Raw genomic sequence first — 25,696 nt, 5'->3', positions numbered from 1 at the left:
GGGAACTAGCGTCCCGCAAGACTGGAAGTGAGTGTCGTCGAGAATGCGTAACTCGTACGTGGAGTCTTTGAGGCGCCTGGTTTCTCCGCCAATGGAAGGCGATCGAGTGGACTGGGGTCTCATTCGGCGGATTTCCGGGATTGAGTTTCCGGAGGACTATCGTCAATTTGTTGGCGTCTATGGGGCGGGGCTTCTTGGCTCGTATCTTGTCATTTCTGTCCCTGCCCCCGAAAATTCATTCATCGACTTGCTTGCGTCTCATGCGCGCTTCTCGGAAACGTTCGCAGATATGCGAGATGCATTCCCGGATAGGTATCCTTACGGCTTCCATCCCCGGCCTGGTGGACTGCTGAAGTGGGGGGCAACCGAGGACGGTGATACCTGTTTCTGGGACACATCCGATGAGTGTCCTAGTCGATGGACGGTCGTGACCTACAATGGAATCAGCGACGACTGGGAGGATCACGGTTGTGGATACGGTGAGTTTCTCATCGGGATCCTGAGCCGATCCTTGGAGAGTCCTTTCTCGCGAATCGACTTCCCAGCCAAAAGTCATTCCTACACGCATTGGTCTGACAGGTTGCGGGAATTTGACCTGTGACCCGGCGATTTGCTTCCGCGGTCTTTGACCTGTGACGACTGCCCGCCCCGGCTTGCCGGGGCGGGCAGTCGTGCGTAGGCGGGTGTCAGGGATGGGCCAAGCGCAGGTGCACGCCCATGGCTGCGGTCAGTTTCGTCGCCTCTTGGCGGTTGCCGGTCTCCAGGGCTTGGGTTCTCTTGCGCTTGATGTCCTGGCACTCCTTGCAGCGGGGGTGTTGGGGTGCAGGTGCCGAATCGGCGGCCGGGTGTGTCGTCACTGGTCCCACCGCCGTGTGCTGCGCTGGTTGACGTCGGCCACCTTTGCGCGCAGTTCGTCGCTTGTGGCTGCTGGGTGGATGTCGCAGGGGAGTGCTTCCCAGTCCTGTCCGGTGGCCGGGTCGTGGAGTGTGAGCCGTCCGTGGGCTGTTCCGGTGACTTGGCCGACGCGGTCCCGTCGGGCGTCGACCACCCAGGCGCCGGCCTCGGGGGCTTCTGTCATCGGGTGACCTCCGTCCTGTGGGGCTGCCGGGGGATGATGTCGATTCCGTGCGCGGTCATCCACACGATGACTTCGCTGTTCCGGTCCGGGGCCGCGTAGCAGGCGGGTGCTGCAGGGGTTCGTGGTGTGCCGGTGGTGTGGTTGCAGGGCTGGGCGGCAGGGGCGAACAGTGCCCTTACCCGGCCGAACCAGCGGGCGATATGGTCGGTCACGTCGACGCTCCTCAGTAGCGTTGGCCATGCCCCGGGGCCGGTCCTACGGCCGCCGGGGTCTTGAGCGTCCATGGTCTTGAGTCCCGGAGCTTCAGCGGGAGTTGACGGACGTTGACTACTCTGGCAGTCAACGGTCAACACCCCGGAGCCCGCCATGACCGACTTCGCCGCCCATGCTCGTGAAGCCCTCGCAGCCCAAGGTTTATCCATGCGCGCAGCCGCCCGCGTGCTGAACTACGACCCTGCCTACCTCTCACGTGTACTGAGTGGGAAACAGCGCCCCTCCCTGCAGTTGGCCGAGGCATTGGACAGGCTTGTTGATGCGGATGGGGACTTGGCTTCTCGCGCGGCGCCGAATCCTGTTTCACCTACGGCGGTTGTTGTCTCGGAAGGCGTGGATGCCGACATCGCGCATATGCGTGCCACCATCACCCACGTGCTCGATCACGACAACAGGTACGGCGCCGACGCGGTTGCGGCTGCCGCCGTGCAAGTCTGGCGAGCAGGGCAGCGCAAGCTGGACAACGGTTCCGTGCCTGAACGCTTCAGGCGCGAGTACTTGTCCGTTGTCGCCGAGCTGGCTCAGGTCGCAGGCTGGCTCCTGTTCGACGCGGACGACCGGAACGCTTCCCGTTCGGCCTTCTTGGAATCGCTCATGCTGGCTCGCCATGCCGGAGACCGCTCCCTTGAGTGGTTCGCGATGGACATGCTCGCCATGCAGGGCGTCCAGGACGGTCGCCCAGGCGAAGCCCTTCGCATCGCCGATGATCTCCTGTCCCGGCTCCGCATTCCGCCCCGTGTCCGGCTGCTGGCCCGAGTTCGCAAAGCGCGTGCGATGGCCGATATGGACTGCCGCTGGGATGCGCTATCCGAATTGGAGGCTGCGAGAGTCGGGCTGGACGACTCGATCAGTCCCCGCGACCCGTCCTGGACCTGGTGGGTCAACGAACTCGAGCTTGCGGGCCACGAAGGGGAGGCACTACTGACTCTCGGGGACGTGGGATCGGCTCTTCCTCGGCTGCGGCGCGCATTCGAGCTGTCCAAGGAATGCCATCCAGGCGGTCGAGGGTCGTTGTACTACAAGGTCTCGTTGCTGTCGGCGTACACCGCCGCTCAGGACTGGTCCGAGTGCGAATCCGTCATGAGTTCACTCCCGCCACTGCTGGAGGCCGTGAGTTCCGGACGCAATCGCCGCAGACTGCGGACTGCGCTGGGTGGAATCACCCGCTCGCCCCAGCCCCCTGCATGGCTCTCGGACCTGGCAAGGGACGTGGCGCGCCTTCCTCAACTTGCCACACGGTGAGATATGTTCCGTCGGTGGATCTCTCTCGCATAGCCGACCTCCTCGGCGAACCCCAGCTCAACGGCGACGTAACCCGCGACTGGGAAGCCTTTGAGCAGGCCCTGGGCATGGTGCTGCCCGAGGACTACAAGGCATTCGTCTCGGCATACGGCCCGTGCTGCCTCAACGACAACCTTCTGCTGTTCCACCCCAGAGGGGGCACTGGCGGCGACGGCCTGAACCTCGCCAAATTCGTCGAGGGCGTCACCGAAACCTACGACGATCTCATGTCGAGCGACCCGGAGCTGTACCCCTACCCCGTCCACCCCGCCCGAGGCGGCTGCCTGCCCGTCGGGCGGACCAGTGGCGGCAACCACCTCTTCCTCATGCCGCCCGGCCCTCTGCACCAGACGTGGACCGTCGTCGTCGACATGGGGGAGTGGGCGCTCCTGGAGATGAACTTCACGGAGTTCCTCTGGCTCGCGCTACGCGAGGAGCTGTTCATTCCGTTCCTGGAAGGGGAGCCCACGTACGAAGTTGTGGGCACCGTCTGCTGACCTTCCCAGCCTTCGTCGGCGTAGCCGCAGCCCTCATTGGCCACCGATGTCTCACCTATGTGACCAGGTGACCTCGGGGCGGACCGCCGGAAGTGTCCAGTGCTCTACCGAGCCGGTGGTCAAGTCCGCGAGGAACTGGGTCATTCCGCCGGTGTAGTGCCACCAAACACCGTTACGTGAGGCGACGGTGACTATCCATTCCTGTGTCCCGGCCGGACTGGTGCTCCAGAGGAAGAAATCGCCTTGGTTGGAGGTTCCCCAGGGAAGCAGGCCGCCTGGCTTCGGATACGGGTACAAAGGGACAGCCAGGTCGGCGTCCTCACACCATTCAGCAATGATCTCCAGGTCTTCGCGAACGCCTTCGACCCATGAGACCTCCCGACCTGGCATCGGAGCGACAACCCGGAGGAAGTCGCTCAGGTCGAACGTCGGATAGAGGTCGCACAGCAGCTTGAAGTCGGCTGGTAGGGCCGTCCCCAGCTCGGTCTCCAGCGCGTCCCAGTCCACGCCGGAGGGCACAGGCAGCCGGTGCGCTCCGAGACTGGGGACAGCCAGTTCCAGCTGGGCGAGTGAATGAGCGGCCTCGGCCAGACGGAGTCGAGGTGCCTGGGGCCCAATGAAGTCGTCCACGTGCACAGAATGCCAAACCGACAATGTGCGGCTCGGCTCAGTACGGAGACACCGTCCTGTCCCCGCCGGGCAGTGGCCGTCGTGCCATCGCAGCGGTCTCGACGAGCAATTCGGCGAAGAGGCGAGCCGTTTCCGCGTGCGGCGCGGCAGTTGGCAGCGGGCCCTCGGCCGGTGGCATCGGGGGAACGACGACCACCGCCGAGGACACGGTCGTGGGCGGTAGGGGACGCTTGCTGTCGACAGTCAGCATGTCGGCTATCAGACAGGTCACCTCGCCGTCGCGGTCGCGGCCGATCCAGACCGGGTACGAACCGTCGCCCGCGCCACTCGGGAAGGCGATCGCGTTGGCACCGGACACGGGATCGCGGAACTCCGGGCAGGTGCCCTCGCTGCCGATGGAGGCAGCGAGATCCATCCCGGCGGCGCCCCGGTCGGCGGCCAGGGCGTCGCGCGCGGCGACGTCCAGGAAGGCACCCGTGCCGGAGTCGATGCCGAAGCCGTAGTACTGACCCTCGCCGAGCAGCCGGATCTCCTGGCCGGGGAGGAGAGCCAGCTCCCAGGTCGCGGTGGGCCGCCGCTCCCCTATGCACAGCATCGCCGCCGTGATCTCCTTCCAGGTCAGCTCCTCACCGTCCCACTCGGACCGCCGCTCCACATTGCCCAGCACCAGGGGGTATGTCCCTGGAGGCACGGCCACTGTGAACGGTTCGTCGTCCGCCGAGAGCCAGGCCGGATCGGCCACGATCACCCGGCCCGTGGGCAGCCGCAGGCTCCCCGCCGCCTCGGGCTCGGCCACCGTCATCGGGCCGTCGTACGACTCGAAGCGGCTGCCGGGGATGAACAGCGCCTCCAAGTCCCCCGGAGCCAGCGGCGGGGGCGCGCTCCACAGCGGGGCGCCGCCGGGCGGGCCGGCCGCCTCCGGTTCGGGTGCGGGCACCAGCGTCACCGGGCCGGGCACGCCCAGCAGACCGGCGTCGGCGTAGCGGGTCCAATCGCCGAAGTCTGCGACGGGGAGCGTGCGGTGCTCCTCGGGTATGTGTGTGATGGTCTCGAACCCGCCGGCGTGCTCCAGGCTCCGCCGGGTACTCCCGTCCGGCCGGATGACGAGGGTGAAGTGCGAGGCTGACTCAGGTCGTTCGGCCTCATCGGGCGTGCGGTACAGCCACTGGCGGTGGCTCCGCAGGTGCAGCCGGCCGCGCCGCAGCTCTGCGTAGTCGTACTCCCGGTCGCGCCTGCCGTGCGCATCGAAGAGGAGCATGCCTACGTAACCGGCCCGGCCGGCGATCCGCAGCTCCGCCAGCGGTCGGCCGCCCGCGCGCAGCAGGACGGTGTACGGATCGCCTGCCGTGTGCCGCCGCCGGGCCTCCTCCTCGGACACCGGGCCGACGATCGCGCAGCTGCGGGCGCACCACCCCTCGCCGTACACGACCTCCACCGAGCCCCCGCTCATGTCACCACTGCCCTTCCCCGTTCACGTTCAGTGACGGAACTCTAAGGGCGACCACTGACAAGTCGGCCCCGCCCCCGTTTCCCGGGGGCGGGGCCTGCACGCGCGTCAAAGGCTCAGCGGCTGGTCACCACTGCGTGATGTCCATCACCTTCGCCGCGCTGTGAATGGCCTCGTAGTGCTTTATTGACATGCCGGACTTCTTCTCCTTCGCCGGGAGGTGGGCGTCGGCCTTCCGGAACTCGTCCCGGGAACCGGCCAGCAGGCTGGTTCCGTAGCCGACCGGCACGTCGTCCTTCCCGTGAATGGGGTGCGACTTGGCGGCCGTCTGGCTGCCGGCGTTTGCCAGGATGCTCCGCGCCTGGTTGTACGCGGCCGCCTTGATTGTCTTGGGGTTGGCCACCACCGAGTGCGCGCCGGCCACCGTGCTGGTGTGCTCGGTCCCGGTGGCGGCAGAGGCCGGGGCGACTGCCGCGGCGATGGCGCCCGCGGTCAGCAGTGCGGCGAGTCCGGTTCGGACGATGAGTTTCATGGGTACCTCGTTCGGTCGCTTGCTCGATGAGAGGGATTCCGGCCGGTGTCTCCACCCTGGAGGCGGCAAGTACCCCACGTCCAAGACCTGTTCCGGATCGCCCGATACGGCTTGAACATCGCCACAGCTCAGGCGCCGTGCGTCCGCGGCGCGGATTACAGTCGTTGGTATGCCTGAGACGTCCGAGTCCTCCGTGGATCTCGACTTACGCCTGGTGCGCTACTTCACCGTCGTTGCCGAGCAACTGCACTTCGGCCGAGCCGCCGCCGTCCTGCACCTCGCCCAGCCGTCCCTGAGCCGGCAGATCCGCCGCCTGGAAGCGCAGCTGGGAGCCCGCCTGTTGGACCGCACACCTCAGGGCACCCATCTCACCGAAGCCGGTGAGGTCTTCCTGCGGCAAGCCGGCACGCTCTTGCGGTCCGCCACTCAGGCCGTGGCCCGGACCCGGGCTGCTGCTGAGCCGTCCCGCATCAACATCGGCTACACCACCGGCCTCATCGTCACCCCCGCCGTACGCGACATGCGCCGGCGTCACCCGGAAGCCGAGGTGCGCACGCTGTACCTGGCGTGGAACGAGCCGCGCATGGCCCTGCTGAAGTACCGAGCGGATGCGGTGGTGGCCAGGATGCCGTTCGCGACCGACGGCCTCGACGTGACGGCCCTGTACGACGAGCCGCGGCTGCTCATGGTGCCCGTCGACCACCGCCTGGCCGGCAAGGAGTCCGTCACCCTCGACGACATCGCCGACGAACCCATGGCCTGCCTTCCCGACCCGATGTGGAACGCCTTCTGGCGCATCGACCCCCGTCCCGACGGGCGCCGCGCACCCGGCGGTCCCGTGGTGGCGACGGTCGAGGACAAGCACGAAATCATCGCCAGCGGCCAGGCCGTGGCCATCGTGCCCGAGGGGGCCAGAACCACCAACCGCCGTCCGGATCTCGTCACCGTCGCCCTGGAAGGCGTGGAGCCGGGGCACGTCGTGCTCGCCACCCGTGCCGACGATCGCAGGCGCTTGGTCGCCGCTTTCCGCGAAGCGGCCCTGACTCACCTCACCAGTCCGACCCAGCCCCGGGACACGCCCTAGTACGTACTCCAGTTGCAGTTCGCTATTGCTGCTGGTCAGGAGCACGTTTCCGAGCGTGATCGGTTCGCGCGAAAGCCGTTCGTCGGCCGGCTGCGGGCCCGGCCTGCAAGCGCGCGCATTATATCCACGCATGCAGCTGATGCTCTAAAATTGGCATATGCGCTATTTGCGAAAGAAGGAACGTATGGCGCATGGCCCTGAAGGCAAGCGAGAGGAGTGTGCCTCATGATCGCCAAGCTGCTCGCCAAGTTGTCCTTCACCCGCAACTACGGTGCGTACGGGGCCCACGACTGGGGCACGCACACGGGCGACGACAGGGTGTGACCACACGGTCGGCGGGCGTCCCCGGGCTCCCGTCGGCTCGTGGCCGCGCTGCCGGCGATATCGGCCTGGCTGGTGCGAGAAGCCAGGGGAGATCCCATGGGCCGAGTGAATGAGCCGCCGCGGTTGCCCGGAGGCAGCTTCGCGGCCTGGAGCCGCGACCGGCTGGCAATGGCCCGCCATGGCGCTGCCGAGTGCGGGGACGTCTGGCAGTTGGAGCCGGGTGTCTACGTAGCCGCTACGGCCGGGGTGTGTGAAGAGGTCCTGTGCCGCACCCAGGACTTCCCCAAGCCGTCCTCGCCCCTCTTCCCGCCGTTGAAACGGGCAGGCGGAGCGCCGATGCCCGAGGAGGGTGTGCACGCTCGCGCCGCCCGCATGCGCGGACTGCGCCCGCAGGCGGTTGCGGCCCGGATCGGTGAGATCGCGACCGGCACCGCTCGATTTGCCGACCAGTGGCCCACGGGCCGGGACGTCGAGATTCTGCCCCTGGTCCGGCCCGTCCTGGCAGAGGTCGGCGTGCGCTACCTCTTCTCCGAAGACGCTCCCGCCCTGCTGCCCTTCGCCTGGCAGCTCTTCGTGGCCCGGGAGATGCTCGTACGCCCCACGCGGTGGGTGTGGCCGCGCTGGGTCCCCACACCGGCACGGCGGTTCCGCACACGGCGGCAAGTCGCCTTCACCAACGCTTTGCGGCCCATCATCCGCCGACGCCGCTCATCGGGCCGGCTCGGTGACGACGTGCTGGGACAGATGCTCCGGCCCTCCTCCCGCTACGGCCTACTGCCGGAAGAGGCCATCCTCGACACCCTCCCCGGAATCACCGTCGCCACCTTCGAGGTACCCTCCCGCGCAGCCGGATGGATCCTGCTCCACCTGGCCCGGCACCCCCGGGCAGCGGACCGCGTCGCGGCCGAAGCCGCCCTGCTGCCCGCCGACCCGGCCACGACGACCAGCACCCACCTCGACAACCTGCAATACACCCAGGCACTGGTACGCGAAGTGCTCCGGCTGCACCCCCCGAGCTGGCTACTGACCCGGCGCGCCCCACGACAGACTCAGCTCGCCGACTACACCATCGACGCCGGGTCCACCGTTCTCGTCTGCCCCTACACCGCCCAGCGCGACGCACGGGAACACTCCGAGCCGGACCGGTTCCAGCCCGAGCGCTGGCTCGATGATTCGGGCTCGCCGGCGAATCCCGGGGTCTTCCTCGCCTTCGGTACCGGGCCGCACGGCTGCGAGGGAGCCGCTCTGGCCATGGCCGTCCTCACGCTCATCACCGCGCAGACCGCCCGCCGTTACGACTTGAGCGAGCCGCCCGGCGCGGAACCCGGCTACCGGGTCACCACCTTCGAAGGTCTCGCAACCGCCGGCCTGCACCTGCGTGCCACCTTGCGCGGCTGAGGGCAGTCCTACCGAGTGCCGTTCCCCACGCGCTCGGATCACCGGCTCATGGTTCGCTCATCGTGTGTCGCTGGTCGAACTCGTCGGCGAGCATGCCCATCATGACGAGGTCGTGGTGCCGGCCGCCGAAGAAAACGTGTTCCCGCAAGCGCCCCTCCTCGGTGAAGCCGAGCCCACGAAAAAGCGCCAGCGATGCCTCGTTGGGGGCCAAAACCGCCGCCAGGCATTTGTGATAGCGCCGCTCGGCGAACATGAAGCGCAGCAGCAGCACCACGGCTTCCGTCGCGTAGCCCATGCGCCGGTGGCCGGCGCCGATGGTGATATCGAACTCGAACCAGCCTGAGCGAGGGCCGGTGCGATGTGTGCCGACTGTACCGACCAGCTCTCCCGTGGCCGTCGCTTCGACCGCCAACCGGAAGCGGTCGTCATCGCACTCGGCAACGGCCTGCTCCTTCGCCCAGGCACGGTAGCTCTCGGCGGACCGCGGCAGATCCAGTCGGCCCCCTCGCGGCCCGTCGTCGTCGGCGAAATGCGCGAACGCCGTCCAGTCGTCGGGCTCGACAGCACGCAGGCGTACCCGATGACCAGTCCAGGACGATGCCATGCCCTATTTGATCACGCTGCTGTGCGCGCGAGGCCGACAGGCACGCCGAGGCAGGTGTTGCCCGCCGTGCCGCGTACGCCGGTTCTCCACCAAGGCATCGGGCTCGCCGGTATCGGTGCCCGTTGTTACGCTGATTCCGAGGAAGCGCTCATGTACGCCCCGAACCCCGACGACGCCCAGCGCGACCAGGTGCTACGCGCAGCGGCGGCCTGCCCGGACCAGGCGATCCTGGTCGACCGGTTGGAGGTGCGGCACGCACCGGCGGAGGCGTCGCCGTCATGACCAGTGCCGACAACCTGCGTGCGTTCAAGCGCGATGGCCGCATCGTGGTCGTCGGGGCTTCGCTGGCGGGGCTGCGGGCCGCGGAGGCTCTGCGAGACGAGGGTTTCACCGGATCGTTGACCATGATTGGTGACGAGTTGGGCGAGCCCTACGACCGGCCTCCCCTGTCCAAGCAGGTACTGACCGGGTGGGTGCCGGCCGGGGGCACTACTTTGCCCCGCCGTCGTGGCATCGATGCGGAGTGGCTGCTGGGCGTGCCCGCCAGCGGGCTGGACCTCGCGGCGAACCACGTGCGTCTCGCCGACGGACGCGAGGTTCCCTTCGACCGGGTGCTGATCTCTACCGGGGTACGGGCGCGGCCGTGGTTCGTCGAGTCCGAGGCGGCCCTGGACGGCGTGTTCGTCGTACGTACCCGCGAGCATGCCGAGAGCCTGCAGCGGGCCCTCGCCGCCCGGCCCTCCCGTGTGCTGGTCATCGGTGCGGGATTCACCGGCTCCGAGATCGCCTCCGTCTGCCGCGAGCGGGACATCCCGGTGACCGTCGCCGAACTCGCGCCGGCCCCGCTGGTCGGGGCGCTCGGCGCCATGATCGGCGAGGTTGCGGCCGACATGCAGCGCGCTCACGGTGTCGACCTGCGGTGCGGTGTCAAGGTCGCCCGGCTGGAGGGCGACGCGCAGGGACGGTTTCGCCGTGCCCACTTCGACGACGGCAGTACGGTCGACGCCGATGTGGCGGTGGTGGCACTCGGAAGCATCCGCAACACCGAGTGGCTGCGGGGGTCGGGACTGGCGGCGGGCGTATGGGGAATCACCTGTGACACGGAGTGCCGCGCCCTCGACATCAACGGCCGCGTCACCGACGACGTCTTCGCAGCGGGAGACGTGGCACGTTGCCCGAACCCCCTCTACGAATACCGGCTCATCTCACTGGAGCACTGGGCCAACGCCGTGGAGCAGGCAGAGGTCGCGGCACACAACATGGTCAGTGCCCAGGCGGACCGCCGGCCCTACCTGTCCATCCCGCTGTTCTGGTCGATCCAGTTCGGCGTCAACATCAAGTCCGTCGGCGTACCGGCCTTCGCCGACGAGGTGGTCGTCACCCAGGGATCGCCGGCCGACCACCGTTTCGTCACCGCCTATGGCTATCGGGGCCGCGTCACGGCTGCCGTGAGCTTCGACAACGGTAAGTGGCTGGACCACTACCGACGGCTGATCGAGGCGGCCGCACCTTTCCCGCCCCCCTGCCCCACGCCGGACCAGCCGGCCGACATGAAACCGGTGCCCGTCGACTTCCCCGGCCCCGCCCTGCTCGCGCAGGGTGCCACGGTGGTCGTCACAGGACGTGACCCGGGTGAGCGCCGCGTCACGGCCGTGCACCGGCATCGGCAGGAGGAAGGCCGGACGACCACGACCGGGACGCCCGGCACGTCCGGCACGCCCGGCACGCTGCAACGGATCTACGACTACTCCGCCCGGGCCGACCCCTACCCGCTGTATGCCGAGTTGCGCAGGACGCCGGTGGCTCGGCAGGAGGACGGCAGCTACGTCATCAGCACCTATCGCGAGATCACGGACATGCTCAGTGACCCGCATCTGAGTTCCGACCTGAGCAATCTGTCGTGTCCGGTGCCCCCGGCCGAGGAAGGGGCCACGTCGTCGTTCATCCACATGGACTCGCCCGAGCACGATCGCCTGCGGCGTATGGCGATGCGTCACTTCGGCCCCCCGCACACCCCTGGGCTGGTGACCGGACTTGACGGCTTCCTGACCGCCACCGTCGGCAGTCTGATCGACGACTTGGCGGGCAAGGAACGGATCGACGTCGTCGACGATTTCGCCCTCCCGTTCCCCGTAACCGTGACCTGTCGCTTGCTCGGCGTGCCACGCGGGGACGAGCCGACGTTCCACCTCTGGGTGAACGACATCATGAACTCGATCGACTACAACCCCGAGACCGACCCGAAGGAGAAACTGGACAAGGGTGTACAGGCCCGCAAGGACTTGCGTCAGTACCTCGGCGAGCTGGTGGAACAGCGCCACGGCCGGCCGGGAGACGGCCTGCTGTCACGGCTGGCCAACGACGACGGGCCCGACGGCCGGATGGCCGACGCCGAAATCGTCGCCACCGCCAGACTGCTCCTCATCGCCGGCCATGAGACCGTCGTCAACCTCATCGCCAACGGCATGCTGACGCTGCTGCGCCACCCGCAGGTGCTGCAGCGACTGCGCGACGAACCGGACCTCGTCGTGCCGCTGGTCGAGGAACTGCTGCGCTACGAGCCCCCCGTGCACATCCTTCCCTGGCGGGTGGCGTACAGCGACGTCACCGTCGCCGACACCGTCATCCCCCAGGGCTCGCGGATCATGCTCATGCTGGCCTCGGGCAGCCGCGATCCGAAGCGCTTCCACGATCCGGACCGCTTCGACCCGGATCGGCACGACAACCAGCACCTGGGGTTCGGCAGCGGCATCCACCTGTGTTTCGGCGGCCCGCTGGCCCGGCGGGAAACCCAGATTGCGCTGACCGAGTTGGTACGCCGGCTCGACCGCCCCAGGCTGGTCGCCGACCCGCCGCCGTACCGGCCCAGCCCCGTTCTTCGGGGTCCGATCCATCTGGACGTCGAGCAGGGTGGCGGTTGACGCGGCAGCCGAGGGGCGAATTCGAGGTGGGGGTCTCCGCTCAGCCTGCCGTGTCCTCCTCGCCCCGCAGGAGTTCGCCGATGATCTCGATGCCGAGCGCATAGGCCGGCGTGCCCGAGGTGATCAGCGCGGTTTCGGCCACTCCGGCGAGTTCGGCGAGCCCGGCCCCCGCGTGCAGGGCTCCACGGGCGTGGATCCGGGCGGGACCCGGGCGGCCGAGCGCCAGCAGCTGGCCGAAGTGGACGAGTTGCTGGACCCGCGCGCCGAGCGGGTTGTCGGTCAGCACGATGTGCCGCAGCGTCATGAACGCCTCCTCCGTGTGGAGTCGGCCGAGGGTCCGGGCCACGTGGAGCCGGTCCTCCGCCCCGTGCGGGACGGCGCCCAGCGTCGAGCGGTAGCGGTCCCGCAGGGCCTCGGCTCGCTGGGCGAGGTCGCCGTCCGTCGTGCAGTCACCGTCCGTCATACGCTCGCCGTCCCTCGTGCGGTCGTCGGCCCTCATGAGGCAACCCGGGCCATCGACGCGCGAACGGCCTCCAGGGCGCCGTCGGGGAAGTCCACGGCCCCGCCGAGCGCCCGCGCCGCGAGTTCCGCCTCGGCGCTCTCCTCGATCGCCATCACGAGGTGGGCGGCAGCCTGCGCGTCGGCGCCGAAGACCAGGAGGCCGTGGTTGGCCAGCAGGACCGCAGCCGTCGTCGGGCGACGTTCCAGGACCTCGGTGATGCCCCGGACCGAGACGTCCGAACCGCGCGGCCCCCAGGGCACCACCGGCACGTCCTCGGCCTGCCCGAAGCGGAGCATCGGCTCGGTCCGGCACGGCAGCGGCCGGTGGGCCACTGCGAAGGCCGTCGCGGCCGGCGAGTGGGTGTGGATCACCGCACCCACCTGCGGGCGGGCGCGGTAGACGACGCTGTGCATGGCGATGATCTCGGCGCCGGCGGCCTTCAGTTCGCCCTCCAGGACCTGTCCGTCGAGGTTGAGGGTCGCCAGCTGTTCGGACCGCAGGTCACGCACCCACCCCGGGGAGAGCAGGAAGCGCTCGCCGTCGAGCCGTACGCTCAGGTTGGCGTGACCGGAGTGCGACATCACTCCCGCGACGAAGAGCTGCCTGGCAGCCTCGACGAGCTGGTGAGCCGGGTCGTTCAGTTCAGGTGCGTCTGTCATCGCAGTCTCTCCAAGACTCTCCTGGCCGGCGGCCGCTGGTGCGCCGCCGGTCCGCGTAACAGCAGCCTCCGACTTGAACTAGGGTTTAAGTCAAGCGTCTGCATGAGAGCGGGGGAATGACATGCTGATGACGATCGGCCGACTCGCCGAACTCACCGGAGTGCCCGCCTCCGCCATCCGGTTCTGGGAACGCCACGGCCTGCTGCCGACACCCCAACGCCAGAGCGGGCAACGCCGCTATCCGCCGGAGGCCGCCGAGCGGATCGTGCTGCTGCGTAAGTGCCAGCAGGCCGGGCTGACCCTCGCCCAGATCAGGGAGTTCCAGCAGGAGCAGCCACGCAGAGCAGCAATGATCCGGTCCAAGCTCGTCGAGATCGAGCAGCTCATGGTCGACCTCGACCACGCTCAGCAGCTGCTGGCGCATGCCCTGCAGTGCAGCAAGCAGGACATTCTCACCTGTCCCAAGTTCCAGGAGCAGATGGCGACCTGGCGCCGACCGGCACACGAAGTCGCACCGGAGTACTAGCCCGGGCCCTCGCCCGGAAGGCCGGTGGAGAAGGTGGGGCGGCCCTGCACCGGGTCGGTCGGCCGGAGGTCGTGTGGTGTGACGGTCACGGCGCGCTCGACGATGGTGTACGTGAGGCCGACGTCCATGCCGTCGGCCCCCAGCCCGGCCAGGGGGACATGGACCTCCACCACGTCGCCGTGCGAGGTGCGCCCCACGGCGACATCCGTGGTCCGGCGGCCGTCGGTCTCCACCCGGAGCAGCTCGACCGGTTCGGCGAGATACGCGTACCAGGCGTCGCTTCGCCGCCCGAGTTCGTCGAGCAGCCAGCCGTGGCCGGCAAGCGGTGCGGACGCGGAGTCCGCCGGCTCGTCGTCGGCAAGCCGGGCGGGGCCGACCGCGGCGATCGCCTGCAGGAGCGCGTCGCGGCCGGCCTCGGGGTCGGGCAGGAGGGTGGTGGCGGGGGTGCCGGGCCATTGCACGGTCACCCGTGCATGTCCGGAGGTGAGGTCGATATTCCGGATACACAGGCCGAGTTCGGCACTCCCGCACTGAACGGCACCCAGATCGACGAGCAACGGCGCCCACCACTCGGCCGCAGGCAGTGTGCGGGACGGCCGGACCGGGTGTCGGCTCATCGGGAGGACCCTCCTGGCGCGGGATGGATCAGGGGCGGATCAGATGTTGATGGCGTTCTTGACCCAGTCGGGGCAACGCCCCTGCACGCCCTCGCAGTAGGCGGTGATGACGCCCTTGGGCAGCATCGGGATTTTGACGCTGAAGTCTACTCCCGCACGGACGGCCTGGACCTTGTCGACGCGGCAGGTCCTGAAGATCCACCAGCCGCTGCACTTCACGTGCAGTACGTCGGTGAAGTAGTTCCAGGTGTCCGGATACCCGGCGAACTTCTGCTTCCCCGCGGCTCCCGGGCGCGGGTACTTCGTGGTGGCCTCGACGGCCTTCATGGTGAGGTTGTGCTTCTGTTCTATCTTGGTGAGCCCGAAGCCCTTGTCCTTGACGGGGTCGTAGTATCCCCGCCGCATGTAGACGGTCCAGCCGTCACGGTCCTTCCACTGCCCCACCAGGTCGTCGGGGCCGCTGAGTGTTGCGCTCTCCGTCCCGGTGGTGCGGGGCGCCTTCCCGGCGCCGAGCTGCTTCACCGCGGACTCCGGAATCCCGTGCCGGCCGAGGTCGGCCAGCCGGAACGAGGAGTTCCTCGGAATTCCGGATCCGTTGTCGAAGACGGAGAACTCCACGTCTCCGGACGAGCCCCGAGCGGAGGGCGCTGCTGCCGTTGCGGATGCCGGCACCGCTGCGAACAGCCCGGCCGCGAGCCCGAGGCCCGCCGAGGCGACGGCGTACCGACGTGCATTCACCTTACGCATGGTCCCCCTTGAGGTGACTGCCGTGTACTTCCGTTGCCGAACCCTCACGATGCGATTCGGCCATCAGCAAGCTAGGGAGACCACGTGTGACGCGTCGACCCCTGTGGGGGCGAACCGGCCATCCTCAGTTGCTGTCGACAGCAATCACCATTTGCAACAAGGGGATTGTGCGCCGCACAGCTCACGCGCTTGCGGTCGTGTACCGGGGGTAGGTTCCGTTTTCAGCAGGCCGGGGCCCACAATGTGACCGAAAAGTTTCGGACACCCAGTCAGGCGCCTTCCTCTGGTCCGCCCGCTGATCCGAACGAATCTGCCCAGGCCCCACCCCCGCGCATCCGACGCCGATGGCCGGGGGCAGAATCGCGATCATGAAGGTTCGTCTTGAAGATGCGGTGAGCCGCCCTGGCGGATGGCCGGGCTACGCGGTTGCCGTGTGGGGGCTGGCCTTCGCCATCCCCAGTTTCTACTGGGCCATGGGCGGGCTGGCCGGGGCCGAGTCCACCATTGCGCCGTCACTCGTGAAGCTCGCGGAGGACCGGGACCCCGGATTCATCGCCGTGCTGTGGGTGACCGGTGTGCTCAAAGTCGTCGGTGCCGTGCTGGGGCTCGCTCTTGTCCGGCGGCGGGTCTGGGGGCGCGGGGCCAATCGGGCTCTGCAGCTCATGGCGTGGGGCGGCGCAGTGCTGCTCGTCTTCCACGGGGCGCTCTTCATCGTGCAGGGGCTGCTCGTCGAGACCCACCTCGTCGGCATCGATGCGGAGCTGCGGTCCGTGAGCCGTTGGTACACCTGTCTCTGGGGGCCTTGGTTCGTGGCCGGCGGGGTTGCCTTTGCGCTCGCTGCGCGGGTTCATCTCAGTGGGGTCGGCGACCGCCGGGACGCCGCGATGGCCGGGACGGTCGGCGGGCTCGGTGCGCTGGCGCTTTCCGTCGCCGCCCTCGTCGCCGGAATCGGGTGACCGCCGACGGCTCGCATTTAGCCCGCCTTTACAGTGCTGCTCTCATCTGAAACCCCGTAATACGAGAGAGCGTGCAGTGACCATCGAACCGTCCGAGTCGCCCGAGTCGTCCGCGTCCCGAAGACCTTCGGGAAGCCGACTCATAGGCCGGAATCGGAACCGGAAGCCTGAGAGCGACGCGCCCCGGTATCCCGAAGGCTGGCACACCGGGCCCGCGTGGCAGGCGATGAACGGGCGGGCCGCCCGTAAGCGGCGGATCCTCGGCGGCATCGGGGTGATCGTCGCCGGGGCGGCGGTCGTGCTCGTGCTCAACCCCGGCAACCATCTGCTCGACCGGTTCCGCCACGACCGCTCCGACAAGGCGTCGAGCAGCCACCCCGCCCCCCTCGCCCCCGAGACCGAGCGGCCCAGCGACGCCCCCGACTCGCCCGAGGGCATGGCAACCCTCGACCACCCCTTCGCCGGGTCGCCCGCCGAGCAGTACGCCGACGGCGCGGCCGGCATCGTCCTGCCCGAGGCCACGCCCGTGGGCGACATGTCGAAGGAGCAGGTCGCCGCCGGTCTGAAGCTGACCAAGGACTTCCTCGTCGCCGCCAACCTCGACCCCGCGACCATTCGCGGAGAGCGCCCCACCACCGCGCTGGACCTGCTCGATCCGGGGCAGGAAGCCGTGATCGCCAAGGTGAACGCGGGCCTGAGCGAGCCCAGCCGGGAGAACGATCCGCTCCGGTTTTTCAGCCGCTTCGACCCGAATGAGGTGCGCTTGGTCGGAGACACGGTCAAGACGCGAGGGCGCATGACCTTCGCGGAGGGCAAGAACGGCCGCGTCACCATCCACGCCGACTACACCTTCGTCTATCCGCTGGCGAAGACGGAGAAAGGGGCCCGGGAGGTCGCGCGCACCATCGTGCGCCGTGAAATGGACACAGAGGTGCTCGATCCCGACCGTTTCCGAGTGACGCCCGGCAAGCTCCGGCTCGGTCGTCTCATCAGGGATATCGGCAACACCACCTGCGGCGTTTACGACGGTTTCGTGCACCCCCAGTTCCGCACTGGTGGGCGGCGTCACAAGGAGGCCGAGGATACGAAGCCGTCCGGTCCCGCCGTCGACCCCTACGATCGCAGCCGCGAGCTGGGCCCCGGCGAGTGCGGCAAGGCCACCCGCACCTGACTCACGGTGACCGTGTGTACCCCCGTGCACCCCGTGCCGTTACGCACCCGTTGCGTCGGGTGGGGTGCCACCTGCGCGTTCCGGCAAGGTAGCGTCGGAGGTGTCATGGAACTCGCATACATTCCCAGCCCCTCCACCGGCGTGATCCATCTCGGACCGATCCCGCTGCGTGGCTATGCCTTCTGCATCATCATCGGCGTCTTCGTAGCCGTCTGGCTCAGCAACAAGCGCTGGATCGCACGCGGCGGCCGGGCCGGGACCGTGGCCGACATCGCCGTGTGGGCCGTGCCCTTCGGGCTGCTCGGCGGTCGGCTCTACCACGTGATCACTGATTACGAGCTGTACTTCGGCCCCGGCCGGAACTGGGTCAACGCCTTCAAGATCTGGGAAGGCGGACTCGGTATCTGGGGCGCGGTCGCGCTCGGTGCGGTCGGTGCGTGGATCGGCTGCCGCCGCCGCGGCATCCCGCTCCCGGCCTGGGCCGACGCCGTCGCGCCGGGGCTCGCCGTGGCCCAGGCCATCGGCCGCTGGGGCAACTGGTTCAACCAGGAGCTGTACGGCAGGGCCACCGATCTGCCGTGGGCCTTGAAGATCGACGACAACCCGGCGACCGGGCGCGTCGGCGGGCTGTACCACCCGACGTTCCTGTACGAGTCCCTGTGGTGCCTCGGCGTCGCGGCGCTCGTCATCTGGGCCGACCGCCGCTTCAAGCTCGGGCACGGGCGGGCCTTCGCCGTGTACGTCGCCGCCTACACCGTCGGGCGGTTCTGGACCGAGTACCTGCGCGTCGACGAGGCCCACCACGTCCTGGGGCTCCGTCTCAACGGGTGGACCTCGATCCTGCTCTTCCTCGCCGCGATCGCCTACATCGTGATCTCTTCGAAGAAGGTTCCCGGGCGGGAGCTGGTCGTCGAGCCCGCTGCCGCCGAGGAAGCGGCGGAGGGCGCGAAGGGCTCGGAGGGGTCCGCCGAGGCCGTCCAGGGTGCCCAGGACGTCACGCCCGGGTCCGGGAAGACCGTTCCCAAGAAGCTCTGACGCCTCCGTCGCCTCGTAAGAATCCGCTGCCGCGGCCCCTCGCCGCCGCGGCGGATTTTTTCGTCCCCTGGCCGGAAACCCGTCCCTTCCCCCGCCCCACCCCAACATCCCCAGCCGCATAACCGCAGGTCAGCGAGGTAAGTTCGGCCTTCCTTGCTAGCGGATCACCCCCGATCGTGCGTACCTTCGAGTCAGAGATCAGAGATCAGAAGAGGGGCGGGCTCATGGCGAGCCGTGCCCCTGGGGAAGGGAGCACCCGCACTCATGGCTGTCCTCGACACGGCCGCAGCGACGCACGTCGCCCACCGTGACAACCACACGCACCGCGATGTGAACGGCGGATGGCTCCGGCCCGCCGTGTTCGGGGCCATGGACGGGCTGGTCTCCAACATCGCCCTGATGACCGGCGTGGCCGGTGGCGCCGCCTCCTCCGAGACGATCGTCATCGCCGGGCTCGCGGGCCTCGCCGCCGGTGCGTTCTCCATGGCGGCCGGCGAGTACACCTCCGTCGCCTCCCAGCGCGAACTCGTCCTCGCCGAGCTGGACGTGGAGCGCCGCGAGCTGCGCAAGCACCCCGCGGACGAGCTGGAGGAGCTGGCCGCGCTGTACGAGTCGCGCGGCGTCGAGCCCAAGCTGGCGCGCGAGGTCGCCCGGCAGCTGTCCAAGGACCCGGAGCAGGCGCTGGAGATCCACGCCCGTGAGGAGCTGGGCATAGACCCGGCCGACCTGCCCTCGCCCACCGTGGCCGCCGCGTCCTCGTTCGGCTCGTTCGCGCTGGGCGCGCTGCTGCCCGTCCTGCCGTACCTGCTCGGCGCCACCGAGCTGTGGCCTGCCGTGCTGCTGGCGCTGGTCGGGCTGTTTGCCTGTGGTGCCGTCGTGGCGCGTGTGACGGCGCGGTCGTGGTGGTTCAGCGGGCTGCGACAGCTGCTGCTGGGCGGGGCGGCCGCGGGGGTTACTTACCTTCTCGGTATTGCCTTCGGCACCGCTGTCGGGTGATGCTTATGCGGAACCCCGCATAGGATGTCGCGCGCCAGTCATGCGCCGTGCGTATTTCGCCGCGGTTTCAGGTTCGTGGGTGCAGGGCACAATCCGGTAGCGCAGCGGGCAACGCCGCCCGCTTTGCGGCGTATGCCGGTGCGGTGCGGCCGGGCCGGGTGATCCCCGCAGTTCCGGAGCGTGCACCCGCACCCGCAATCCCACCTTGCGCTCACCAGCGCGTGCACGTGTCCACATGCTGGAATGTTTCATCCACTTTTCGAGAAGCGTTCCATCATGTAGCCTGCACCAAATTTCGCAGCACACGCGCAGCACATTCTTCGCGGAGGGCCAGCGTCGTCCCTCGGCACATGCATCACGACATGACTGCCAAACGACGACGGGAGCGCCGATGCGCCACGCATCCCACCCCGCCCAGCAGGGGATGTACGACCCTCGCAATGAGCACGACGCCTGTGGCGTGGGCTTTGTCGCGACTCTGACCGGCGAGGCGAGCCACGCGCTCGTGGAGCAGGCGCTCACCGTCCTCCGCAACATGGAGCACCGCGGCGCCACCGGCTCCGACCCCGACTCGGGCGACGGCGCCGGCATCCTGATGCAGGTCCCGGACGACTTCCTGCGCCACAGCGTCTCCTTCGAGCTGCCGGACGCCGGCTCGTACGCCGTCGGCATCGCCTTCCTCCCGGCCGACGAGGCCGACGCGGACGCCGCCGTCTCGCAGATCGAGACCATCGCCGCCGAGGAAGGGCTCGCCGTCCTCGGCTGGCGCACCGTCCCCGTCGCCCCCGAGCTGCTCGGCTCCGGCGCCCGCGCCACCATGCCCGCCTTCCGGCAGCTGTTCGTCGCGGACGCCCACGGCAAGGCCACCGGCCTCGCCCTCGACCGCGCGGCCTTCGTCCTGCGCAAGCGCGCCGAGCGCGAGGCGGGCGTCTACTTCCCCTCGCTCTCCGCCCGCACCATCGTCTACAAGGGCATGCTCACCACCGGGCAGCTCGAGCCGTTCTTCCCGGACCTCTCCGACCGGCGCTGCGCCACCGCCATCGCGCTCGTCCACTCGCGCTTCTCCACCAACACGTTCCCCAGCTGGCCGCTCGCCCACCCCTACCGCTTCGTCGCCCACAACGGCGAGATCAACACCGTCCGGGGCAACCGCAACTGGATGCGGGCGCGGGAATCCCAGCTGGCCTCCGAGCTGTTCGGTGAGGGGAAGAACCTCGAGCGCCTCTTTCCCGTCTGTACCCCCGACGCCTCCGACTCCGCCTCCTTCGACGAGGTCCTGGAGCTGCTCCACCTCGGCGGGCGTTCGCTGCCGCACAGCGTGCTGATGATGATCCCCGAGGCCTGGGAGAACCACGCCTCCATGGACCCGGCCCGGCGCGCCTTCTACCAGTACCACTCCACCCTGATGGAGCCCTGGGACGGTCCGGCCTGCGTCACCTTCACCGACGGCACCCTCGTCGGCGCCGTTCTCGACCGCAACGGCCTGCGCCCCGGCCGCTACTGGGTCACCGACGACGGTCTGGTCGTCCTCTCCTCCGAGGTCGGCGTCCTCGACATCGACCCCGCCAAGGTCGTCCGCAAGGGGCGCCTGCAGCCCGGCCGGATGTTCCTCGTGGACACCGAGGGCCACCGCATCATCGAGGACGACGAGATCAAGGCCGCCCTCGCCGCCGAACAGCCCTACCAGGAGTGGCTGGAGGCCGGCCTCATCGACCTGGCCGACCTGCCCGAGCGCGAGCACATCGTGCACACCCACGCCTCGGTCACCCGGCGCCAGCAGACCTTCGGCTACACCGAGGAGGAGCTGCGCGTCATCCTCGCGCCCATGGCCAAGACCGGCGCCGAGCCCATCGGTTCGATGGGCACGGACTCGCCCATCGCGGCCCTGTCCGAGCGGCCGCGGCTGCTCTTCGACTACTTCACCCAGCTGTTCGCGCAGGTCACCAACCCGCCGCTGGACGCCATCCGCGAGGAGCTGGTCACCTCGCTGATCTCCTCCCTCGGCCCCCAGCGCAACCTGCTGGAGCCGACGGCCGCGTCCTGCCGCAGCGTCACGCTGCCCTTCCCGGTCATCGACAACGACGAGCTGGCCAAGCTCATCCACATCAACGCCGACGGCAACCTGCCGGGCCTGAAGGCCGTGACCCTCTCCGGCCTCTACCGGGTCTCCGGCGGCGGCGAGGCCCTGGCCGCCCGCCTGGAGGCGATGTGCGCCGAGGCCGACGCGGCCATCGAGGGCGGCGCCCGGCTGATCGTGCTCTCCGACCGGCACTCCGACGCCGAGCACGCCCCGGTTCCCTCCCTCCTGCTGACCTCGGCCATCCACCACCACCTCATCCGCACCAAGCAGCGCACCAAGGTCGGCCTGCTGATCGAGGCCGGCGACGTCCGCGAGGTCCACCACGTCGCCCTGCTCATCGGCTACGGGGCCGCGGCCGTCAACCCGTACCTCGCCATGGAGTCCGTCGAGGACCTAGTCCGTGCAGGGACGTTCCTGCCGGACACCGCCCCCGAGGATGCCATCCGCAACCTCATCAAGGCGCTCGGCAAGGGCGTCCTGAAGGTCATGTCCAAGATGGGCATCTCGACCGTCGCCTCCTACCGCGGCGCCCAGGTCTTCGAGGCCATCGGCCTCGACGAGGCCTTCGTCGACACCTACTTCCACGGCACCGCCACCAAGATCGGCGGCGCCGGACTGGACGTCGTCGCCCGCGAGGTCGCCGCCCGGCACGCCAAGGCCTACCCCGCCACCGGCATCCCCACCAGCCACCGCAGGCTGGAGATCGGCGGCGAGTACCAGTGGCGGCGCGAGGGCGAGCCGCACCTGTTCGACCCGGACACCGTCTTCCGGCTCCAGCACTCCACGCGCGCCCGCCGCTACGACATCTTCAAGCAGTACACGCAGCGCGTGAACGAGCAGTCCGAGCGGCTGATGACGCTCCGCGGCCTGTTCTCCTTCGCCTCCGGCCGCACCCCCGTCCCCCTCGACGAGGTCGAGCCCGTCGGCGAGATCGTCAAGCGCTTCTCGACCGGCGCCATGTCGTACGGCTCGATCTCCCGGGAGGCCCACGAGACCCTCGCCATCGCCATGAACCGGCTGGGCGCCAAGTCCAACACCGGTGAGGGCGGCGAGGACCCCGACCGCCTCTACGACCCCGCGCGCCGCTCCAGCATCAAGCAGGTGGCCTCCGGGCGCTTCGGCGTGACCAGCGAATACCTGGTCAACTCCGACGACATCCAGATCAAGATGGCCCAGGGCGCCAAGCCCGGCGAGGGCGGCCAGCTGCCCGGCCACAAGGTCTACCCCTGGGTCGCCAGGACCCGGCACTCCACCCCGGGCGTCGGCCTGATCTCGCCGCCCCCGCACCACGACATCTACTCCATCGAGGACCTCGCCCAGCTCATCCACGACCTCAAGAACGCCAACCCGGCCGCCCGCATCCATGTGAAGCTGGTGTCCGAGGTCGGCGTCGGCACGGTCGCGGCGGGCGTCTCCAAGGCCCACGCCGACGTCGTGCTCATCTCCGGCCACGACGGCGGCACCGGCGCCTCCCCGCTCACCTCCCTCAAGCACGCGGGCGGCCCCTGGGAGCTGGGCCTCGCCGAGACCCAGCAGACGCTGCTGCTCAACGGCCTGCGCGACCGCATCGTCGTGCAGACCGACGGCCAGCTGAAGACCGGCCGCGACGTCGTCGTCGCCGCCCTCCTCGGCGCCGAGGAGTTCGGCTTCGCGACCGCGCCGCTGGTCGTCTCCGGCTGCGTCATGATGCGCGTCTGCCACCTCGACACCTGCCCCGTCGGCATCGCCACCCAGAACCCCGTGCTGCGCGAGCGGTTCAGCGGCAAGGCCGAATTCGTCGTCAGCTTCTTCGAGTTCATCGCCGAGGAGGTCCGCGAAATCCTCGCCGAGCTGGGCTTCCGCACCCTCGAGGAGGCCGTCGGCCACGCCGAATTCCTCGACGTCAGCCGGGCGGTCGGCCACTGGAAGGCCCAGGGCCTGGACCTGGAGCCGCTGCTGCACGTGCCGGACCTGCCCGTGGGCGCCGTCCGCCACTGCACCACCGAGCAGGACCACGGCCTGGCCAAGGCCCTCGACAACCAGCTGATCAAGCTCGCCGCCGACGCACTCAACACCGTCGGCGCCGAGGACGCCCGGCCCGTCCGGGCCCGGCTGCCGATCCGCAACATCAACCGGACCGTCGGCACCATGCTCGGCCACGAGGTGACCAAGAAGTACGGCGGCGCGGGCCTGCCCGACGACACCGTCGACATCACCTTCACCGGCTCCGCGGGCCAGTCCTTCGGCGCGTTCCTGCCGCGCGGCATCACCCTGCGGCTGGAGGGCGACGCCAACGACTACGTCGGCAAGGGCCTCTCCGGCGGCCGCATCGTCGTCCGCCCCGACCGGGGCGCCGACCACCTGGCCGAGTACTCCACCATCGCGGGCAACACCCTCGCCTACGGCGCGACCGGCGGCGAGATGTTCCTGCGCGGCAGCGTCGGCGAGCGCTTCTGCGTCCGCAACTCCGGCGCCACCGTCGTCTCCGAGGGCGTCGGCGACCACGGCTGCGAGTACATGACCGGCGGCCGGGCCGTCGTCCTCGGCCCCACCGGGCGCAACTTCGCGGCCGGCATGTCCGGCGGCGTCGCCTACGTCGTCGACCTCGACACCGACCACGTCAACAAGGAGCTGGCCGGCGCCGTCGAACCCCTCGACGACGCCGACCGCAGGTGGCTGCACGACGTGGTGCGCCGCCACCACGAGGAGACCGCCTCCACCGTCGCGGCCGGCCTCCTCGCCGACTGGGACACGGCCGTGACCCGCTTCCGCAAGGTCATGCCCACCACGTACAAGGCAGTGCTCGCCGCCAAGGACGCCGCCGAGCGCGCGGGTCTCTCCGAGACCGAGACCCACGAGAAGATGATGGAGGCGGCGATCCATGGCTGACCCCAAGGGCTTCCTGACCACCGACCGCGAGGTCGCCCGCACCCGCCCTGTCGAGGAGCGCGTCCGCGACTGGAACGAGGTCTATGTCCCCGGCTCCCTGCTGCCGATCGTCGGCAAGCAGGCCGGCCGCTGCATGGACTGCGGCATCCCCTTCTGCCACAACGGCTGCCCGCTCGGAAACCTCATCCCCGAGTGGAACGACTACGCCTACCGCGACGACTGGCGTGCCGCCAGCGAGCGGCTGCACGCGACCAACAACTTCCCCGAGTTCACCGGGCGGCTGTGCCCGGCGCCCTGCGAGGCCGCGTGCGTGCTGGGCATCAACCAGCCGCCCGTCACCATCAAGAACGTCGAGGTCACCATCATCGACAAGGCGTGGGAGACCGGGGACGTCACCCCCCAGCCGCCCGAGCGCCTCTCCGGCAAGACGGTCGCCGTCATCGGCTCCGGCCCGGCCGGCCTGGCCGCTGCCCAGCAGCTGACCCGGGCCGGCCACACGGTCGCGGTGTACGAGCGCGCCGACCGCATCGGCGGGCTGCTGCGCTACGGCATCCCCGAGTTCAAGATGGAGAAGCGGCACATCAACCGGCGCATCGAGCAGATGCGGGCGGAGGGCACGAAGTTCCGTACGGAGGTGGAGATCGGGCGGGACATCGACGCCGCGACGCTGCGCAAGCGGTACGACGCGGTCGTCGTCGCGGCCGGTGCCACCACCTCCCGCGACCTGCCCGTGCCCGGGCGCGAGCTGCGTGGCGTCCACTTCGCCATGGAGTACCTGCCCGTCGCCAACAAGGTGCAGGAGGGCGACCTCGTCGCCCCGTCGATTACTGCCGAGGGCAAGCACGTCGTCGTCATCGGCGGCGGCGACACCGGGGCGGACTGCGTCGGCACGGCGCACCGGCAGGGTGCGGCTTCCGTCACCCAGCTGGAGATCATGCCCCGGCCGGGCGAGGAGCGGAACGCCGGGCAGCCGTGGCCGACCTTCCCCATGCTCTACAAGGTCACTTCGGCGCACGAGGAGGGCGGGGAGCGGGTCTACTCCGTCTCCACGACGCACTTCGAGGGCGACGAGGACGGGAACGTGCAGTGGCTGCACCTGGTGGAGGTGTCGTTCGTCGACGGCAAGCTCGAGCAGAAGCCGGGTACGGAACGTCGCATTCCGGCGCAGCTCGTCACTCTGGCGATGGGTTTCACGGGGACCGACCGTGCGAACGGTCTGGTCGAGCAGTTCGGGCTGGAGCTGGATGCGCGGGGCAACGTCGCGCGGGATGCGGACTTCGCGACGAACGTGCCGGGTGTGTTCGTCGCAGGGGACGCGGGGCGGGGGCAGTCGCTGATCGTGTGGGCGATTGCGGAGGGGCGGTCGGCGGCGCGAGGCGTTGACCGCTACCTGACGGGCACCAGCACGCTCCCGGCTCCGATCCGCCCAACGGACCGCGCCCTGACGGTCTGACCTTTCCCCGGACCAAA

General features: G+C 69.2%; 24 protein-coding genes and 1 pseudogene. 15 read left to right on the top strand and 10 right to left on the bottom strand.

The annotated features are described in order from the left end of the window. The first annotated feature begins 106 nt into the window (after positions 1 to 106). On the top strand, positions 107 to 601 hold the full coding sequence (locus AC1Z4A_RS06875; protein WP_483676947.1) for an SMI1/KNR4 family protein: 495 nt from the start codon (positions 107 to 109) through the stop codon (positions 599 to 601). A 252-nt stretch (positions 602 to 853) separates the two neighbouring features. Here the strand turns inward: AC1Z4A_RS06875 and AC1Z4A_RS06870 are convergent, their stop codons facing one another. Both AC1Z4A_RS06870 and AC1Z4A_RS06865 read right to left on the bottom strand, forming a co-directional pair. After that, entirely contained in the window at positions 854 to 1,078 is a 225-nt protein-coding gene (locus AC1Z4A_RS06870) for a hypothetical protein (RefSeq protein ID WP_483676946.1), read from the bottom strand. After that, entirely contained in the window at positions 1,075 to 1,290 is a 216-nt protein-coding gene (locus AC1Z4A_RS06865; protein ID WP_483676945.1) for a hypothetical protein, read from the bottom strand. Before AC1Z4A_RS06865 ends, AC1Z4A_RS06870 begins: the two co-directional genes overlap by 4 nt. Before the next feature lie 154 nt (positions 1,291 to 1,444). Between AC1Z4A_RS06865 and AC1Z4A_RS06860 the strand changes: the two genes are divergently transcribed. Then, positions 1,445 to 2,593, top strand: coding sequence for a helix-turn-helix domain-containing protein (locus AC1Z4A_RS06860; RefSeq protein ID WP_483676944.1), 1,149 nt, complete (start codon positions 1,445 to 1,447; stop codon positions 2,591 to 2,593). Between the two features lie 14 nt (positions 2,594 to 2,607). Beyond that, positions 2,608 to 3,129 (top strand): SMI1/KNR4 family protein, encoded by a 522-nt coding sequence (locus AC1Z4A_RS06855; protein ID WP_483676943.1) that lies wholly within the window; start codon positions 2,608 to 2,610, stop codon positions 3,127 to 3,129. Positions 3,130 to 3,180: 51 nt separating this feature from the next. On the opposite strand, the gene AC1Z4A_RS06850 is transcribed toward AC1Z4A_RS06855, so the two are convergent. The 3 genes from AC1Z4A_RS06850 to AC1Z4A_RS06840 form a co-directional block, all read right to left on the bottom strand. Continuing rightward, positions 3,181 to 3,759, bottom strand: a complete 579-nt coding sequence (locus tag AC1Z4A_RS06850; RefSeq protein WP_483676942.1) for an SMI1/KNR4 family protein — start codon at positions 3,757 to 3,759, stop codon at positions 3,181 to 3,183. A 37-nt stretch (positions 3,760 to 3,796) separates the two neighbouring features. Next, positions 3,797 to 5,209, bottom strand: coding sequence for a DUF4241 domain-containing protein (locus AC1Z4A_RS06845; RefSeq protein ID WP_483676941.1), 1,413 nt, complete (start codon positions 5,207 to 5,209; stop codon positions 3,797 to 3,799). A 124-nt stretch (positions 5,210 to 5,333) separates the two neighbouring features. Continuing rightward, on the bottom strand, positions 5,334 to 5,738 hold the full coding sequence (locus AC1Z4A_RS06840) for a hypothetical protein (protein WP_483676940.1): 405 nt from the start codon (positions 5,736 to 5,738) through the stop codon (positions 5,334 to 5,336). 169 nt (positions 5,739 to 5,907) lie between these two features. On the opposite strand from AC1Z4A_RS06840, the gene AC1Z4A_RS06835 reads away from it, so the two are divergent. After that, positions 5,908 to 6,822 carry a LysR family transcriptional regulator gene (locus AC1Z4A_RS06835; RefSeq protein WP_483676939.1) on the top strand — a complete coding sequence of 305 codons (915 nt, stop codon included), beginning with the start codon at positions 5,908 to 5,910 and terminating at the stop codon, positions 6,820 to 6,822. Between the two features lie 420 nt (positions 6,823 to 7,242). Further along, positions 7,243 to 8,544: a cytochrome P450 gene (locus AC1Z4A_RS06830; RefSeq protein WP_483676938.1), complete on the top strand. Its 1,302-nt coding sequence runs from the start codon at positions 7,243 to 7,245 to the stop codon at positions 8,542 to 8,544. A 46-nt stretch (positions 8,545 to 8,590) separates the two neighbouring features. Here AC1Z4A_RS06830 and AC1Z4A_RS06825 read toward each other — a convergent pair whose 3' ends face one another. Next, a complete protein-coding gene (locus AC1Z4A_RS06825; RefSeq protein WP_483676937.1) occupies positions 8,591 to 9,148 on the bottom strand; it encodes a GNAT family N-acetyltransferase in 558 nt (185 codons plus the stop codon). A gap of 150 nt (positions 9,149 to 9,298) precedes the next feature. On the opposite strand from AC1Z4A_RS06825, the gene AC1Z4A_RS06820 reads away from it, so the two are divergent. The 3 genes and pseudogenes from AC1Z4A_RS06820 to AC1Z4A_RS06810 all read left to right on the top strand — a co-directional run bounded on the left by AC1Z4A_RS06820 (position 9,299) and on the right by AC1Z4A_RS06810 (position 12,069). Continuing rightward, complete coding sequence (locus AC1Z4A_RS06820) at positions 9,299 to 9,430, top strand: ferredoxin reductase (protein ID WP_483676936.1); 132 nt, start codon at positions 9,299 to 9,301, stop codon at positions 9,428 to 9,430. Next, positions 9,427 to 10,797, top strand: a pseudogene (locus AC1Z4A_RS06815) (NAD(P)/FAD-dependent oxidoreductase); the annotation flags it as partial. The gene AC1Z4A_RS06820 and the pseudogene AC1Z4A_RS06815, both read left to right, overlap by 4 nt. Before the next feature lie 207 nt (positions 10,798 to 11,004). After that, positions 11,005 to 12,069, top strand: a complete 1,065-nt coding sequence (locus AC1Z4A_RS06810; protein WP_483683524.1) for a cytochrome P450 — start codon at positions 11,005 to 11,007, stop codon at positions 12,067 to 12,069. Between the two features lie 40 nt (positions 12,070 to 12,109). Here AC1Z4A_RS06810 and AC1Z4A_RS06805 read toward each other — a convergent pair whose 3' ends face one another. Continuing rightward, on the bottom strand, positions 12,110 to 12,568 hold the full coding sequence (locus tag AC1Z4A_RS06805) for a carboxymuconolactone decarboxylase family protein (RefSeq protein ID WP_483676935.1): 459 nt from the start codon (positions 12,566 to 12,568) through the stop codon (positions 12,110 to 12,112). Beyond that, the gene (locus AC1Z4A_RS06800; RefSeq protein WP_483676934.1) at positions 12,565 to 13,230 is read right to left on the bottom strand and encodes a class II aldolase/adducin family protein; all 666 of its coding nucleotides are present in this window, start codon (positions 13,228 to 13,230) and stop codon (positions 12,565 to 12,567) included. Before AC1Z4A_RS06800 ends, AC1Z4A_RS06805 begins: the two co-directional genes overlap by 4 nt. A gap of 127 nt (positions 13,231 to 13,357) precedes the next feature. Here AC1Z4A_RS06800 and AC1Z4A_RS06795 point away from each other — a divergent pair, with 127 nt between their 5' ends. Beyond that, on the top strand, positions 13,358 to 13,756 hold the full coding sequence (locus AC1Z4A_RS06795) for a MerR family transcriptional regulator (RefSeq protein ID WP_483676933.1): 399 nt from the start codon (positions 13,358 to 13,360) through the stop codon (positions 13,754 to 13,756). Here AC1Z4A_RS06795 and AC1Z4A_RS06790 read toward each other — a convergent pair. Both AC1Z4A_RS06790 and AC1Z4A_RS06785 read right to left on the bottom strand, forming a co-directional pair. Continuing rightward, a complete protein-coding gene (locus tag AC1Z4A_RS06790) occupies positions 13,753 to 14,223 on the bottom strand; it encodes a hypothetical protein (protein ID WP_483676932.1) in 471 nt (156 codons plus the stop codon). The genes AC1Z4A_RS06795 and AC1Z4A_RS06790 overlap by 4 nt on opposite strands. A gap of 189 nt (positions 14,224 to 14,412) precedes the next feature. After that, positions 14,413 to 15,111 carry a hypothetical protein gene (locus tag AC1Z4A_RS06785; RefSeq protein ID WP_483676931.1) on the bottom strand — a complete coding sequence of 233 codons (699 nt, stop codon included), beginning with the start codon at positions 15,109 to 15,111 and terminating at the stop codon, positions 14,413 to 14,415. Between the two features lie 377 nt (positions 15,112 to 15,488). Between AC1Z4A_RS06785 and AC1Z4A_RS06780 the strand changes: the two genes are divergently transcribed. The 6 genes from AC1Z4A_RS06780 (at position 15,489) to AC1Z4A_RS06755 (ending at position 25,679) form a co-directional block, all read left to right on the top strand. Next, a complete protein-coding gene (locus AC1Z4A_RS06780; protein WP_483676930.1) occupies positions 15,489 to 16,076 on the top strand; it encodes a DUF3995 domain-containing protein in 588 nt (195 codons plus the stop codon). Positions 16,077 to 16,302: 226 nt separating this feature from the next. Beyond that, a complete protein-coding gene (locus AC1Z4A_RS06775) occupies positions 16,303 to 17,247 on the top strand; it encodes a hypothetical protein (RefSeq protein WP_483676929.1) in 945 nt (314 codons plus the stop codon). A gap of 105 nt (positions 17,248 to 17,352) precedes the next feature. Beyond that, entirely contained in the window at positions 17,353 to 18,282 is a 930-nt protein-coding gene (gene lgt, locus AC1Z4A_RS06770) for a prolipoprotein diacylglyceryl transferase (RefSeq protein ID WP_483676928.1), read from the top strand. A gap of 264 nt (positions 18,283 to 18,546) precedes the next feature. After that, the gene (locus AC1Z4A_RS06765; RefSeq protein WP_483676927.1) at positions 18,547 to 19,278 is read left to right on the top strand and encodes a VIT1/CCC1 transporter family protein; all 732 of its coding nucleotides are present in this window, start codon (positions 18,547 to 18,549) and stop codon (positions 19,276 to 19,278) included. Positions 19,279 to 19,669: 391 nt separating this feature from the next. Then, a complete protein-coding gene (gene gltB / locus AC1Z4A_RS06760) occupies positions 19,670 to 24,226 on the top strand; it encodes a glutamate synthase large subunit (protein ID WP_483676926.1) in 4,557 nt (1,518 codons plus the stop codon). Then, the gene (locus AC1Z4A_RS06755; protein WP_483676925.1) at positions 24,219 to 25,679 is read left to right on the top strand and encodes a glutamate synthase subunit beta; all 1,461 of its coding nucleotides are present in this window, start codon (positions 24,219 to 24,221) and stop codon (positions 25,677 to 25,679) included. Before gltB ends, AC1Z4A_RS06755 begins: the two co-directional genes overlap by 8 nt. The last annotated feature ends 17 nt before the right edge of the window (positions 25,680 to 25,696 follow it).

It is taken from the genome of Streptomyces sp. 17_S59 (genome assembly GCF_056930295.1).
This window is presented reverse-complemented; position numbering and strand designations above follow the sequence as displayed.

Coding starts and splice junctions, on each gene's coding strand:
- AC1Z4A_RS06805 (WP_483676935.1), bottom strand. CDS start 12,568: ATGAGGGCCGACGACCGCACGAGGGACGGCGAGCGTATGACGGACGGT.
- AC1Z4A_RS06755 (WP_483676925.1), top strand. CDS start 24,219: ATGGCTGACCCCAAGGGCTTCCTGACCACCGACCGCGAGGTCGCCCGC.
- AC1Z4A_RS06870 (WP_483676946.1), bottom strand. CDS start 1,078: ATGACAGAAGCCCCCGAGGCCGGCGCCTGGGTGGTCGACGCCCGACGG.
- AC1Z4A_RS06830 (WP_483676938.1), top strand. CDS start 7,243: ATGGGCCGAGTGAATGAGCCGCCGCGGTTGCCCGGAGGCAGCTTCGCG.
- AC1Z4A_RS06860 (WP_483676944.1), top strand. CDS start 1,445: ATGACCGACTTCGCCGCCCATGCTCGTGAAGCCCTCGCAGCCCAAGGT.
- lgt (WP_483676928.1), top strand. CDS start 17,353: ATGGAACTCGCATACATTCCCAGCCCCTCCACCGGCGTGATCCATCTC.
- AC1Z4A_RS06835 (WP_483676939.1), top strand. CDS start 5,908: ATGCCTGAGACGTCCGAGTCCTCCGTGGATCTCGACTTACGCCTGGTG.
- AC1Z4A_RS06765 (WP_483676927.1), top strand. CDS start 18,547: ATGGCTGTCCTCGACACGGCCGCAGCGACGCACGTCGCCCACCGTGAC.
- AC1Z4A_RS06840 (WP_483676940.1), bottom strand. CDS start 5,738: ATGAAACTCATCGTCCGAACCGGACTCGCCGCACTGCTGACCGCGGGC.
- AC1Z4A_RS06810 (WP_483683524.1), top strand. CDS start 11,005: ATGCTCAGTGACCCGCATCTGAGTTCCGACCTGAGCAATCTGTCGTGT.
- AC1Z4A_RS06795 (WP_483676933.1), top strand. CDS start 13,358: ATGACGATCGGCCGACTCGCCGAACTCACCGGAGTGCCCGCCTCCGCC.
- gltB (WP_483676926.1), top strand. CDS start 19,670: ATGCGCCACGCATCCCACCCCGCCCAGCAGGGGATGTACGACCCTCGC.
- AC1Z4A_RS06775 (WP_483676929.1), top strand. CDS start 16,303: ATGAACGGGCGGGCCGCCCGTAAGCGGCGGATCCTCGGCGGCATCGGG.
- AC1Z4A_RS06845 (WP_483676941.1), bottom strand. CDS start 5,209: ATGAGCGGGGGCTCGGTGGAGGTCGTGTACGGCGAGGGGTGGTGCGCC.
- AC1Z4A_RS06780 (WP_483676930.1), top strand. CDS start 15,489: ATGAAGGTTCGTCTTGAAGATGCGGTGAGCCGCCCTGGCGGATGGCCG.
- AC1Z4A_RS06820 (WP_483676936.1), top strand. CDS start 9,299: ATGTACGCCCCGAACCCCGACGACGCCCAGCGCGACCAGGTGCTACGC.
- AC1Z4A_RS06825 (WP_483676937.1), bottom strand. CDS start 9,148: ATGGCATCGTCCTGGACTGGTCATCGGGTACGCCTGCGTGCTGTCGAG.
- AC1Z4A_RS06800 (WP_483676934.1), bottom strand. CDS start 13,230: ATGACAGACGCACCTGAACTGAACGACCCGGCTCACCAGCTCGTCGAG.